Here is a 12,644-nt window from a genome sequence, read left to right on the forward strand (position 1 = left end):
GATCCACGTCAAGCCGAGCAGCGCGCCGCTGGCCTCTCCTCACAGGACCGGTTGTAACGCCTGATAAGGAGAAAAAAAGATGCAGTCCTCGCAACTGCTCCCGCTTGGCAGCCTGTTGCTGTCGTTCGCCACGCCCCTCGCCCAGGCCGATGCCCTGCACGACCAGGCCAGCGCGCTGTTCAAACCCATCCCCGAGCAGGTCACCGAGCTACGCGGCCAGCCCATCAGCGAGCAACAGCGCGAACTCGGCAAGAAACTGTTCTTCGACCCGCGCCTGTCACGCAGCCATGTGCTCAGCTGCAACACCTGCCACAACGTCGGCACCGGCGGCGCCGACAACGTCCCGACGTCGGTCGGTCACGGCTGGCAGAAGGGGCCACGCAATTCGCCGACGGTCTTCAACGCGGTGTTCAATGCCGCGCAGTTCTGGGATGGCCGCGCCAAGGACCTGGGGGAGCAGGCCAAGGGTCCGATCCAGAACAGCGTCGAGATGCACAGTACCCCGCAGTTGGTCGAACAGACCCTGGGCAGCATCCCGGAATACGTGGACGCCTTCCGCAAGGCCTTCCCCAAGGCCGGCAAGCCGGTCAGCTTCGACAACATGGCGCTGGCCATCGAGGCCTACGAGGCGACCCTGGTGACTCCGGACTCGCCCTTCGACCTGTATCTCAAGGGCGACGACAAAGCCCTCGACGCACAGCAGAAGAAAGGCCTCAAGGCATTCATGGACAGTGGCTGCAGCGCCTGCCACAACGGCATCAACCTGGGCGGCCAGGCCTACTTCCCGTTCGGCCTGGTGAAGAAGCCCGACGCCAGCGTGCTGCCCAGCGGCGACAAGGGCCGCTTCGCCGTGACCAAGACCCAGAGCGACGAGTACGTATTCCGCGCCGCGCCCCTGCGCAACGTCGCCCTCACCGCGCCGTACTTCCACAGCGGCCAGGTCTGGGAACTCAAGGACGCGGTGGCGATCATGGGCAACGCCCAGCTCGGCAAGCAGTTGGCGCCGGACGAAGTGGAGAACATCGTCGCCTTCCTGCACAGCCTGAGCGGCAAGCAGCCGCGCGTCGAATATCCGCTGCTGCCGGCCAGCACGGAGACCACGCCGCGTCCCGCGGAATAACCGCCACAAGGAAAAACGGGGCTCCCCTGGAGCCCCGTTTTTCCTCTATGGGACGACCTCAGACCACGCCCTGCGCCAGCATCGCATCGGCGACCTTGACGAAGCCGGCGATGTTCGCCCCCTTCACGTAGTTGACCCGCCCCTGCTCCTCGCCGTACAGCAGGCAGGCATGGTGGATCGACTGCATGATGCCGTGCAGCTTGGTATCCACCTCGCCCTCGCTCCAACGCAGGCGCATGGCGTTCTGCGACATCTCCAGGCCGCTCACCGCCACCCCGCCGGCGTTCGACGCCTTGCCCGGCGCGTAGAGGATGCCGGCCTCGAGGAACAGGTCGACGGCTTCCAGGGTCGAGGGCATGTTGGCGCCTTCGGCGACACAGACGCAGCCGTTGGCCAGCAGGCGCCGCGCATCCTCGGCATCCAGTTCGTTCTGGGTCGCGCAGGGCAGCGCGATATCGCAGGCCAGGCCCCAGGGCCGGCGCCCTTCGAGGAACTGCAGGGAAAACTGCTCCGCCATCTCGCGGATGCGCCCGCGGCGCACGTTCTTCAGCTCCATCAGGTATTCCCACTGCTCGTCGGAGAGCCCCGCCTCGGCATACAGGGTGCCTTCGGAATCGGACAACGAGATCACCTTGCCGCCCATTTCCATGACCTTGCGCGCCGCGTACTGGGCGACGTTGCCCGAGCCGGAGATCGCCACCCGCTGGCCGTCGAAGCCGCGGCCACGATCCTTGAGCATTTCCTGGGCGAAGTAGACGCAGCCGAAGCCGGTCGCCTCCGGGCGGATCAGGCTGCCGCCATAGCTCAGGCCCTTGCCGGTCAGCACCGAGGTGAACTGGTTGGACAGGCGCTTGTACTGGCCGAACAGGTAGCCGATCTCACGCGCGCCGACGCCGATGTCGCCGGCCGGCACGTCCAGGTCGGCGCCGACGTGGCGGTACAGCTCGCTCATGAACGACTGGCAGAAACGCATCACCTCGGCGTCGCTCTTGCCCTTCGGATCGAAGTCGGAGCCGCCCTTGCCGCCGCCCATGGGCAGAGTGGTCAGGGAGTTCTTGAAGACCTGCTCGAAGGCGAGGAACTTCAGCACCCCGAGGTTGACCGAGGGATGGAAGCGCAGGCCGCCCTTGTAGGGGCCGATGGCGCTGCTCATCTGCACCCGGTAGCCACGGTTGACCCGTACCCGGCCCTGGTCGTCGACCCAGGGTACGCGGAACAGGATCGCCCGCTCGGGTTCGACGATGCGTTCGATGATGCCGGCTTCCAGGTAGTGCGGGTTGGCCTCGAGGAACGGCCAGAGGGAACGCAGCACCTCTTCCACCGCCTGGTGGAATTCGGGCTGATCGGGATCGCGCCGCTTCAGGCGCTCGAGGAAAGCGTCGACGGATTGCGTCATTTTTCTCACCGGTTTCTAGTTTTGTGAACAATTTTTTGCGCGTGACTCTAACAAGCCAGGCGGCACCTAGAAAGTGCGAAATGACGCATTGATGAATCTTTATGGTGCAAAACTGAAACTTTCCGGGTCCGCCAGAACGGCTCGGGCCAGAGCACGCGCCCGGAACCAGGCTGCCTCCCGGGCTGGCCACGCACTGTTGAAGGGCGACGAAAGCACCGTTCGCGTGCATCCCGGCGCCAGATGCGAAAGGGCCTCCCCCGCCAGGGGGAGGCCCTTCCTCTACCTACGGCCGGGTCTAGAAGTCGTAGGTCGCGGACAGGCTGAACACCTGTCCCTTGCTGGTTGCCCTGCCATCCAGCCGCCCGCCGCCCAGGCGATCCTGGTTGACCGTCTTCAACGGCACCTCCTTGACGAATTGCCGCGAGTAGGCCGCGTCGATCGACAACTCCGGCATCGACTGGAAGCGATAGCCGGCGCCCAGGGAGGCGAAGTAGCGATCGCCGTCGGGAATCCGCGGATCGCGGGTGGCATTGTGGGTCGGCGTCTGGTCGTAGGCGACCCCGGCGCGCATGGTCCACTGGTCGGTCACCTTGTAGTCGCCGCCCACCGCCAGGGTCCAGGTGTTCCGGTAGGTGTAGGGAATGGAGACGATCGTGTTGCCGTGGGACTTGAGGGTCAGGTCCTGGAACGACGACCACTCGGTCCAGGTGGCGCTGGCGCCCAGGCTCAGACGGTCGTTGAACTGGTGTACCCAATCCAGCGAGGCGTAGGCGGGGATATCCAGGCGCGCCGAGGCGGAAGCGCCCATACGCAGGTCCAGGCCCGGATAGGCCAGGCCCGGGGTGCCGCCCTCGATGGCGCCCTCGGTGAGTCCACCGTCGTGGTCGTAGAGGTTGTAGTGCCCCTTCAGCTTGTTGCGGATCTTCGCGTGGTAGGCGAAGCCCAGGGTGTCGCGGTCGGTCGGCTTCCACACCGCGCCGGCGAAGAAGCCGGGCGAGGTGTTGTCCACCTTGACCCGCATCAGCGCGGACGAGTTCGAGGCCGGGAACGGAATCCCGCCCATGCCCGGGGAGTTGGCGGCCGAGGCATAGAGATCGAGGTTCTGGCTGACGAAGCCGGAGGTGCGCTGGATGATCACCCCGGCGCCCAGGGAGAAGTTGTCGTTGACCTTGAACGACAGGGAGCCGGTCAGGCCGATCGTCTCGATCTTGGTGTCCACCGCGAAATCGCGGCCTTTCCAGTTCGGGTCCCAGGTGCTGCGCATTCCCATCGGAACGACCTGGCTCAGACCGAAGGCGAAGCGGTCGTTGATCGGTACGACCAGGAAGCCGGTCGGCAGCCACGCGCCGAATCCGGCCTGGCCGCCATCGTTGGTACCCAGCTCGGGGGTGCCCGGCCCGTCCTGGTAGCCGCCGGTCATGGGATTACCCTGGTAGTCGTAGGCATCGCCGTTGTACTTGATGTCGATATCGGCGTAGTTGACCGTCAACTGGGCGATCCGCTTGTCGATGAACGCCATGGCCGCCGGGTTGTTGAACGCGGCGCTCGGATCGTTGGGAAACAGCGAGCCGCCTGCCATCGCGCGGCCCCAGCCCGCCGTGTTGGTGGTCGGCACCATGAAGCCGCCGGCTTGCGCCTGGGACGTGCCGAACAGTCCGCCGACGATCAGGGCGCAGAGCAATGGCAATGGTTTTCTGGCAAACAGGCAGGAAATATCGTTTTTGTTGTTCAAGGTTTCACCCCTGGTGGACTGCTAGTGCACGGGGCACGATGGTCGGCCTGCTTGAGCGTCCTGGCGGACACCCTCCCCCAGACCGTTTTCCATGTGCGAACGAGATTCTGCGCCGCTTCCGGCGGAAACTCCCTCGGACCTGCCGGCCCGCGAAGGACGCCTGGCAGCGGGAGCGCGAAACCGCTGGCGCCGAGGGCGCCAGCGGCAGCCCGGATTACGGGTTGACTACGAAGGCCGGGGTCGGCTTCACGCTCAGGCTGTTGATCTTGCAGTTGCCTGCCAGCGACTGATTGCTGGCGCTGAGGGTATTGGTGGCGTTGCTCCAGGAACCGTTGACGGTGCTCGGGCCACAGGTAGAGGAGAGAATCTTGAAGCCGACGCCATCGACCTTGCCGGCGGTGGTGCTGGAAACGGTCAGCTTCCACGGCAGGCCGGTCATCTGCGGCACGCTGCACAGGGTGTTGCTGCCGCTGACGGTGACGCTGTCGATCGAGGCATAGGAACCATCGGCGGCGGTCTTGCCCTTGAAGGTGATGTTGCAGGTCACTGGCAGATTGAGCGACGCCGGCGAGCTCACGCTGATGGTGCCAGGTGCGGTGAAGGCCGAGTTGACCGGGGTGATGGTGGCCGCGCTGGCCATGGACGAAACGCTCAGGCAGAGAGCAAGAGCAGCAAAGGACGGCAGGGACTTGATGGATTTCATTGTTTTGTATCCTTCCAGTGAGTTGGCAACGCTCGCGGTTGCCGAGCCTTGATCATGCGGCAGGATCGTCGCCGACCCGCCCCCACGACCACCTTGTGCCTTCCCGTCCGATCCACCTGCCAGGCGAACCACACCACCCGCCTTGGCCGTGCGTACCGGGATCGGGAGAGGCTTTACCTCATGAGTCCTATCCGGTGCCGACGCTGACGGTCCCCACGACGAGCCGGGACAGACCGGATATCGGAAAGATCCGATAGGGTTTGCCAACCCGCCGCGCCTCGAGATGCCCACCTGGCCGACCTCCGCGAACGCAGGCCTGACAGGGCTGGCAATCACCACGAAGGGGCAGTGGACCAGTCAACGACGGGAGCCAGAGTACGGTCAGCGCGGCTCTGGAAAAGCCTAGCGAAAGAAGGGGGTTGCCCCTCCGAAGGAAGGTCGGTGAATGCCGTGGAGGGCGGACGAAGCGTCGTCGCGAAGGAATCCTGATACCTCTGTCAACATCCGCGTCGGGAAGAAACGCACCATGACGGGGCGTACCTACCAGAATTGGCAGCTCGCGAAGCCACCCAGCCAACCCAAAGTTAGGTTGCCAACTATCGGTCGGACGAGGACGGCACGCGAACGAGACCCGGCTGCAACTCGAACACCTCCACGCCCTCCGGCGTGGAGCGTCCGATCTTGACCTGTTGCGCCATCACGCTGGCGCCGGGAGCCTGGCGAACGTCCACGAACAGCCGGTCACCCTCGTGGCGTATCGCCTCCGGCGGCACGACGATGGCCTGTTCGTTGCGATAGGTGGTGACCGTCAGCTTGGCGCTCATTCCCAGACGAATCTTCTGCAACTGGCGGGGATCAAGCGGCGCTACCGACACCGTCACCTCGAACTGCGGGCTGCCTCCCTGGGCCATGCCGGGCAGAGCCTGACCACCGAGGGCGGCGATGACGCCCGCCAGCGTGGTGCCCTCGAAGCCGTCGCCACTGATTTCCACCGCCTGCCCTTCGCGCAACTGGTTGATATCCAGTTCGGAAACCTTCGCAGATACCTTCAGCCGCTCGACGCTGGCCAGGCCGAACAACGCCTGGCCCTGCCCCAGCTTGCTACCGGCCTGCACCGGTTCGCGGCTGCCCTGCTCGCCAGCCAGGCCGGGCGCCGCGACGACGATACCGGCAAAGGGCGCGCGCACCGTACGGCCATCCAGCTGGGCCTGCAGCGTCTCGTATTTCACGCTGGCGTTGGCCAGGTCCATTTCGGCGATCTGGCGATTCTCGCCCTGCCCCTTGGCGCGGGTCGACTCCACTTCCCGCCGGGCCGCCTCCAGGTCCATGCGCTGCTGGCTGGCCTGTTGTTCGAGATCGTCGAGTTCGTTGCGCGGGACGATCCCGCGCTGGAACAGCTCGCGGGTCTCGCGCAACTTGCGCTCGGTGCTGCTCTGCGCCAGCTGCGCGCTGCGCAGGGCACGACGGACCCGCGCCATGTCCTCGCCACGCTCCCAGTCGCGCAGGTCCTGCAGGGTGCGACGGGCCTTGAGCAACGCCGACTGTGCCTCGCGCACCTGCACGGCGATCTCGCGGGTGTCCATGCGCAGCAGCTCCTGTCCTTCCGCGACCCGCTGTCCCGGCTCCACCAGCAGCGCCTCGACATTGCCGGCGAAGGGCGCCGCCAGGGTCACCACGCGCCCCGGTTCCAGGCGTCCGACCAGGCCGATCTGATGCACCAGCGGGGCCGCCCGTACGGCGACCCAGCGCTCCCCTTCCGTGCGTTTCGCGGTGCCGCCGGCGAGGACCAGCCAGGCCAGCGCCGCAACAACCGCCAGGCCGGCGGCGAGCGACAATGCCGGCCGGCGCAGGAAGGAAAACCGGTCAGTGGTCATTGAGCGAAATCTCCCAGCTATCCAGGGTCATGCCGACGATCAGGTCGAGCTGCGTCTGCGCATTGAGAAACGAGATCAGAGCATTCAATTGGGTGTTCTCGACGTTGCGCAGGTCGGTCTCGAAGCTCAGCACCTGGAAGTTGCTCGAACGCCCGACGCGCAGCTTTTCCCGTTCGATCTCCAGCTTGCGCCGCGACAACGCGGTGGCGCGCTGGGCGATCTGGTACTGGCGCCAGCGCGTGCCGAGGTCGCGCACCGCATCGATGACGTTCTGCTCCAGGGTCTGCCGGGCATCCTCGATCAGGATCTTCTGGTTCTCTACGTCGACCTGGGCGCGCACCTCGGCCTGCCGGCGGCTGAGGTCGCCGATGGGAATTTCCACCTGTACCCCGGCGTAGCTGTCCCAACTGCGTGAATTGTCGCCACCGCCCTCGCTGTAGCGGTCGCGGATCTGGCTGGCGCCGCCCACCAGCGAGACATCCCACAGGCGCTGGTTCTTCGCCAGCACCAGGTTGAGGTCGGCCTGGCGACTGCCGATCAGGCGTTGCAGGTATTCCGGTTGCTGCTGCAGGGCGGTCCTGATCGCCTGCTGGCGGTCGACCTCGATCGGCGTGGCGGCCAGCGCATCGCTGGCGCGGATTTGCGTCGACAGGTCCAGCGCCAGCAGTTGCAGCAGGGCCAGGCGTGCGCTGTCGACCTGGTTGGTGGACTCCTCGACGTTGAGCTCCTGGCTGGCGACGTCGGCCTCGGTCTGCACGATCTCGAATTCGGCCATTCGCCCGGCGCGGATCATCGCCCGGTTGACCTCGAGCAGCTCCTGGGTCCGCGCCAGGGCTTCGCGAGCGATGCGCGCCTGCTCCTGGGCGCGCAGCAGCTCCCGGTAGGCGCCGATGACCTGGCTGATGGTCTGCGACACGCTGGCCTTGAGTTGCAGGCGATTGGCGTCTTCGGAGAGACGTGCCAGGCGCAGCGGCGCGGTGGTGACGTCCCAGCCCGCATCGCGCAGCAACGGCTGGACGACGGTCAGGTCGAGGCCATCGCTGCGGTAGCGCCCGGCCTCGTCGGCGGTGCGGAACTGCTTGACCCAGGCCAGGCTGAAGCGAGTGCCATATTCGCCAAGCAGGGTCGCGGTGGGCGAGACATTGCTGGTCCTCGTGCGGTCTTCGGTGGCGCGGTTGGCGCGATAGTCGCCGCGCACCACCAGCTTCGGGTTGAAGGCGTCGGCGGCGACGCGCAGGTCGAACTTCTGCGCGATCCGTTGCAGGTAGGCGCTACGGATTCCACGGTTGTTGCGCAGGCCAAGATAGACCGCGTCGCTCAGGCTGAGGTCGATCACCTGCTCGCTGAGCAGCACCGACCTGCCCTGCTCGCGGGCCATGCTCGGTACGTCCGGACTCAGCGCCGGGTTGACGCTGGCCGCCACCGGAAGAGCGGTGACCAGCCACAGCACGCCCAGGCCCCACCTATTCATCGCGCAGCGCCTCGACCGGTTGCAGGCGAGCCGCCGAGACCGCCGGATAGAGCCCGAAGAACAGCCCCACCAGCAGGGTACTGCCCATCCCCAGCGGCAGGGCCGCGTAGGCCAGGGAGAAGGTCCAGCCGGAGAACCTGGCGTAGAGATACGCAGCCGCCACGCCGAGCACCGCGCCCGACAGCGCGCCCGCGGCGGTCAGGGTCACCGCCTCGATCAGGAACAGGTTGCGGATGTCCCGCTGGCGCGCGCCCAGCGCCATTCGCACGCCGATTTCCCGGCGGCGTTCGGCGACACTCATCAGCATCACGTTCATCACTCCGACGCCGCCGCCGAGCAGGGAGATGATCCCCAGTCCGGCCAGCAGGTAGGTGAAGGTCCGGGTCTGCCGCTTGAGTCCATCGAGCACCTGCTGCGAGACCTGGACCTGCGCCTCGTGACCGGGCAACCGCGCCGTCAGGGCCGCGCCCAGGGCCGCGCCGACGCTATAGACGTCCGCTCCCGGCGAGACCCGCGCCACCACATGGCTGACCTCGGCGGCCGGCTGCAGGCGCGGCATGCCCGGCGCCGGCACGAACAGCGAGTCGTTGGCGGCGAACGGCAAGAGAGCGGCGCTGGCCTGCGGCTGGAGAATGCCGATCACGCGAAACAGATAGTCGTTGACCGTCAGTTGCTCGCCGAGGCGCAGCGGATCGCCGGGCGCCTCCAGGGCCTCGGCGATTGTCGCGCCCACCACCACGTAGGTGTCGTGATCGTCGAAGCGCGAGAGGAAACGTCCTTCGCGCAGCCGCAGCCTGGCGGCAGCCGCGAGCCCGGCGCTGGCGCCGACGATACTGACGTTGCTGGTGCGTCCATGAAAGGTCACCGGCGCCGAGTACAGGCCCAGCGCCGCCAGGTGCTCCAGACCGGCCACGTCGCGGAGCAGCGGTTCGGTGTCGAGCGACGCCGGCATCGGCATCGGCGCCTGCGGGGCGAACGGGAACTGCACCACCAGGGTGTCGGTGCCCATGTCCTTGAAGATGCTCATCGCTTCGTCGGTCGCGTTGCTGCCGATGTTCAGCATCGCGATCACCGATGAACAGCCCATGACGATACCCAGCAACGCCAGCAGCGAGCGGCGCCCCAGCCCGCGAAGACTGGCGAGGGCCTCGTGAAGCAATTGCCGGGGCGACGGGCTGGCGCTCACCGGCAGGCCTCCGCCAGGTCCTCGTGCACCTCGCCATGCCGCACTGTCAGTTGGCGCCCGAGACGGGCGGCCAGGCTGGGATCATGGGTGACCACCACCAGGGTCACCTGGCGCTCGCGGTTGAGGGTGAGGAGCAGCTCCAGCACTTCTTTCGCGGTGCTCGCGTCGAGGTTGCCGGTTGGTTCGTCGGCGAGGATCAGCGCCGGCTCGCCGACCAGCGCGCGAGCGATGGCGACGCGCTGCCGCTGGCCGCCGGAAAGGTCCGCCGGACGATGGCCGGCGCGCTCGGCCAGGCCGACCCGGGCGAGCATCGCCTCGGCCCGCTCCAGTGCCTCGCGGCGCGGCATCCCTCGATAGCTCAGGGGCAGCGCGACGTTGTCCAGCGCGTTCAGCCGCGGCAACAGGTTGAAGCTCTGGAAGACGAAGCCGATCAGGCGGTTGCGGATCGCCGCCAGTCGGTCCCCGTCGACGCTGAAGATGTCGTGCTCGGCGAAGCGGTAGGCACCGCTGTCCGGGCGGTCGAGCAGGCCGAGGATATTCAGCAGGGTGCTCTTGCCCGAGCCCGACGCGCCGACGATCGCGCAGCTTTCTCCGGGAAAGATGTCCAGGCAGACGTCTTTCAGTATCTGCAGCGGCTGCCCCCCCAGGAGGTAGCCCTTGCCGATCCCCCGCAGGGAGATCAATGATTCGTGCTTGTTTGTTGTTGGCATTCGCACCCGACCGCTCGCATCCCTTCAAGGCCCGCCCGGTCGTACCGCCGCAAGGCCGGCGATACAGGCCGAACGGCCATACTGCTGATGATGGAGACAGCGCACAAGCCGCCACCACCGGCAACGCTACCCCGAGGCGCCAGCGCCGAGCGAAGGTAGCGGCTGGTCCGCCCGGCCAATGCCGGTACTCGATTCCGCCGGGCTTCGCCATATGGCGCGGCCTCTCCGGGCAGGCGGTATTGAGCGCACGGATCGGCTGCGCAGACCACTAGCAGAGCTGACACCATCGCGGCCGTCGATGCACCCCCATCTTTAGTTAGGTGAAGGCTCAGGCATGCTGCGTGGGAGCCTCCCCCGGGTACCGCCGATGGAGGTGTCCCTGCGCAGTTCCCATGTTCCCCAGCGCATGGCTCGTTGAATTCCAGGCATGAAAAAACCGCCGGCCGGCAACGCCGGCGGGCGGTTTCTCGAGGGTGCGCTTACGCCAGTTTCTTGTAGCGCACGCGGTGCGGCTGGGCCGCGGCGTCGCCCAGGCGCTTCTTGCGGTCCGCCTCGAACTCGGTGTAGTTGCCTTCGAAGAAGGTCACCTTGCCATCGTCCTCGTAGGAGAGGATGTGGGTGGCGATCCGGTCGAGGAACCAGCGGTCGTGGGAGATCACGATGGCGGAGCCGGGGAAGTCCAGCAGCGCCTCTTCCAGCGCACGCAGGGTTTCCACGTCGAGGTCGTTGGACGGTTCGTCGAGCAGCAGCACGTTGCCGCCCTGCTTCAGGGTCAGGGCCAGGTGCAGACGGCCACGCTCACCGCCGGAGAGGTCCTTGACGAACTTCTGCTGGTCGGCGCCCTTGAAGTTGAAGCGACCGACATAGCTGCGCGACGGGACTTCGTAGTTGCCGATCTTGATCTGCTCGAAACCGTCGGAAACCTGCTCCCACACGGTCTTGTTGCCTTCCAGGCTGTCACGGCTCTGGTCGACGCTGGCGATCTGCACGGTCTCGCCGATCTCGATGGTGCCGGAGTCCGGCTGCTCCTTGCCGGTAAGCATGCGGAACAGGGTCGACTTGCCCGCGCCGTTGCCGCCGATCACACCGACGATGGCGCCCTTGGGAATGCTCAGGGACAGGTTGTCGATCAGCACGCGGTCGCCGTAGCCCTTGGTCACATTGTGCAGTTCGATGACCTTGTCGCCCAGGCGCGGACCGGCCGGGATGTAGATCTCGTTGGTCTCGCTGCGCTTCTGGAATTCCTGCGACTGCAGTTCCTCGAAGCGCTGCAGGCGCGCCTTGGACTTGGCCTGGCGGCCCTTGGCGCCCTGGCGTACCCACTCCAGCTCGGCCTTCATGGCCTTGGCGTGGGAGGCTTCCTGCTTGGCTTCCTGGGCCAGGCGGGCGGCCTTGGATTCCAGCCAGCCGGAGTAGTTGCCTTCGAACGGGATGCCATGGCCACGGTCGAGTTCGAGGATCCAGCCGGCGACGTTGTCGAGGAAGTAGCGGTCGTGGGTGATCGCCACCACGGTGCCGGGGAAGTCGTGCAGGAAATGCTCCAGCCAGGCCACCGAGTCGGCGTCCAGGTGGTTGGTCGGTTCGTCCAGCAGCAGCATGTCGGGAGCCGACAGCAGCAGGCGGCACAGCGCTACGCGGCGCTTTTCGCCGCCGGACAGGTGCTCGACCTTGGCATCCCACGGCGGCAGGCGCAGGGCGTCGGCGGCGACTTCCAGCTGGCGTTCCAGGTTGTGTCCGTCGGATGCCTGCAGGATCGCCTCCAGCTTGGCCTGCTCGGCGGCCAGGGCGTCGAAGTCGGCATCCGGCTCGGCATAGGCGGCATAGACCTCGTCCAGCCGCGCCTGGGCCTGCTTGATCTGGCCGACGGCCTCTTCGACGATGTCGCGCACGGTGGCCTGCGGGTCCAGCTTGGGCTCCTGCGGCAGGTAGCCGACGTTGATCCCCGGCATCGGCCGGGCCTCGCCTTCGATCTCGGTGTCGACGCCGGCCATGATCCGCAGCAGGGTGGACTTGCCCGCGCCGTTCAGGCCGAGCACGCCGATCTTGGCGCCGGGGAAGAACGACAGGGAGATGTCCTTGAGGATTTCACGCTTGGGCGGAACGATCTTGCCGACCCGATGCATGGTGTAGACGTACTGAGCCAAAACGAGCACCTCATGAAGAAAAGGAAAAAAACTCGGCCAAGTATATGACAGACCGAGAGAAAGCTGGCCAGCCACCCCGGTTTTCGTGGGGCGGGGCGCTTTGCCGGCGGATGTTCGCCGTCCGATTCCAGGCCGTTACGGTGACGCTGAGCAGCGTACTGGCCGCCCTTACTGTCTCCGCTACCCTCGTCCTGTCAAAGGCGTTCTGCCTGAGCGAGGCGGCGACCATCGCCCCGTGCGAGGTCTGGGTGGGCCTGGCACTGCTCGCGGCCATGGTGCTGCCGCTCAAGACCTGACGCGAAGCAAGG

General features: G+C 66.5%; 10 protein-coding genes. 2 read left to right on the forward strand and 8 right to left on the reverse strand.

The features are described from left to right. Nucleotides 1-79: 79 nt before the first annotated feature. Nucleotides 80-1,120, forward strand: a complete 1,041-nt coding sequence (gene ccpA, locus LE197_RS22340; protein WP_031761160.1) for a cytochrome-c peroxidase CcpA — start codon at nt 80-82, stop codon at nt 1,118-1,120. A 58-nt stretch (nt 1,121-1,178) separates the two neighbouring features. Here the strand turns inward: ccpA and gdhA are convergent, their stop codons facing one another. The 8 genes from gdhA to ettA form a co-directional block, all read right to left on the reverse strand. After that, on the reverse strand, nt 1,179-2,516 hold the full coding sequence (gdhA, locus tag LE197_RS22345; RefSeq protein ID WP_003094817.1) for an NADP-specific glutamate dehydrogenase: 1,338 nt from the start codon (nt 2,514-2,516) through the stop codon (nt 1,179-1,181). Nucleotides 2,517-2,811: 295 nt separating this feature from the next. Continuing rightward, nucleotides 2,812-4,203, reverse strand: a complete 1,392-nt coding sequence (locus LE197_RS22350) for an outer membrane protein transport protein (RefSeq protein ID WP_003123403.1) — start codon at nt 4,201-4,203, stop codon at nt 2,812-2,814. A 259-nt stretch (nt 4,204-4,462) separates the two neighbouring features. After that, nucleotides 4,463-4,951, reverse strand: coding sequence for an alkane oxidation protein activator PraA (praA, locus tag LE197_RS22355; protein ID WP_003119407.1), 489 nt, complete (start codon nt 4,949-4,951; stop codon nt 4,463-4,465). A gap of 596 nt (nt 4,952-5,547) precedes the next feature. Next, nucleotides 5,548-6,825, reverse strand: a complete 1,278-nt coding sequence (locus tag LE197_RS22360) for an efflux RND transporter periplasmic adaptor subunit (protein ID WP_003103134.1) — start codon at nt 6,823-6,825, stop codon at nt 5,548-5,550. Next, nucleotides 6,815-8,296 (reverse strand): TolC family protein, encoded by a 1,482-nt coding sequence (locus LE197_RS22365; RefSeq protein ID WP_003103137.1) that lies wholly within the window; start codon nt 8,294-8,296, stop codon nt 6,815-6,817. Before LE197_RS22365 ends, LE197_RS22360 begins: the two co-directional genes overlap by 11 nt. Continuing rightward, nucleotides 8,289-9,482: an ABC transporter permease gene (locus LE197_RS22370; RefSeq protein ID WP_023108771.1), complete on the reverse strand. Its 1,194-nt coding sequence runs from the start codon at nt 9,480-9,482 to the stop codon at nt 8,289-8,291. The genes LE197_RS22365 and LE197_RS22370 overlap by 8 nt, the downstream gene beginning before the upstream one ends. Then, nucleotides 9,479-10,165, reverse strand: a complete 687-nt coding sequence (locus LE197_RS22375) for an ABC transporter ATP-binding protein (RefSeq protein ID WP_003103142.1) — start codon at nt 10,163-10,165, stop codon at nt 9,479-9,481. Before LE197_RS22375 ends, LE197_RS22370 begins: the two co-directional genes overlap by 4 nt. Nucleotides 10,166-10,671: 506 nt before the next feature. Next, a complete protein-coding gene (ettA, locus tag LE197_RS22380) occupies nt 10,672-12,336 on the reverse strand; it encodes an energy-dependent translational throttle protein EttA (RefSeq protein ID WP_003094829.1) in 1,665 nt (554 codons plus the stop codon). 110 nt (nt 12,337-12,446) lie between these two features. Here ettA and LE197_RS22385 point away from each other — a divergent pair, with 110 nt between their 5' ends. Continuing rightward, a complete protein-coding gene (locus LE197_RS22385) occupies nt 12,447-12,632 on the forward strand; it encodes a hypothetical protein (protein ID WP_003161413.1) in 186 nt (61 codons plus the stop codon). The last annotated feature ends 12 nt before the right edge of the window (nt 12,633-12,644 follow it).

Origin of the sequence: Pseudomonas sp. PS1(2021), from assembly GCF_020405165.1 — a bacterium.
GTDB classification, from domain to species: domain Bacteria; phylum Pseudomonadota; class Gammaproteobacteria; order Pseudomonadales; family Pseudomonadaceae; genus Pseudomonas; species Pseudomonas aeruginosa.

Coding starts and splice junctions, on each gene's coding strand:
- ccpA (WP_031761160.1), top strand. CDS start 80: ATGCAGTCCTCGCAACTGCTCCCGCTTGGCAGCCTGTTGCTGTCGTTC.
- gdhA (WP_003094817.1), bottom strand. CDS start 2,516: ATGACGCAATCCGTCGACGCTTTCCTCGAGCGCCTGAAGCGGCGCGAT.
- praA (WP_003119407.1), bottom strand. CDS start 4,951: ATGAAATCCATCAAGTCCCTGCCGTCCTTTGCTGCTCTTGCTCTCTGC.
- LE197_RS22360 (WP_003103134.1), bottom strand. CDS start 6,825: ATGACCACTGACCGGTTTTCCTTCCTGCGCCGGCCGGCATTGTCGCTC.
- LE197_RS22365 (WP_003103137.1), bottom strand. CDS start 8,296: ATGAATAGGTGGGGCCTGGGCGTGCTGTGGCTGGTCACCGCTCTTCCG.
- LE197_RS22385 (WP_003161413.1), top strand. CDS start 12,447: ATGTTCGCCGTCCGATTCCAGGCCGTTACGGTGACGCTGAGCAGCGTA.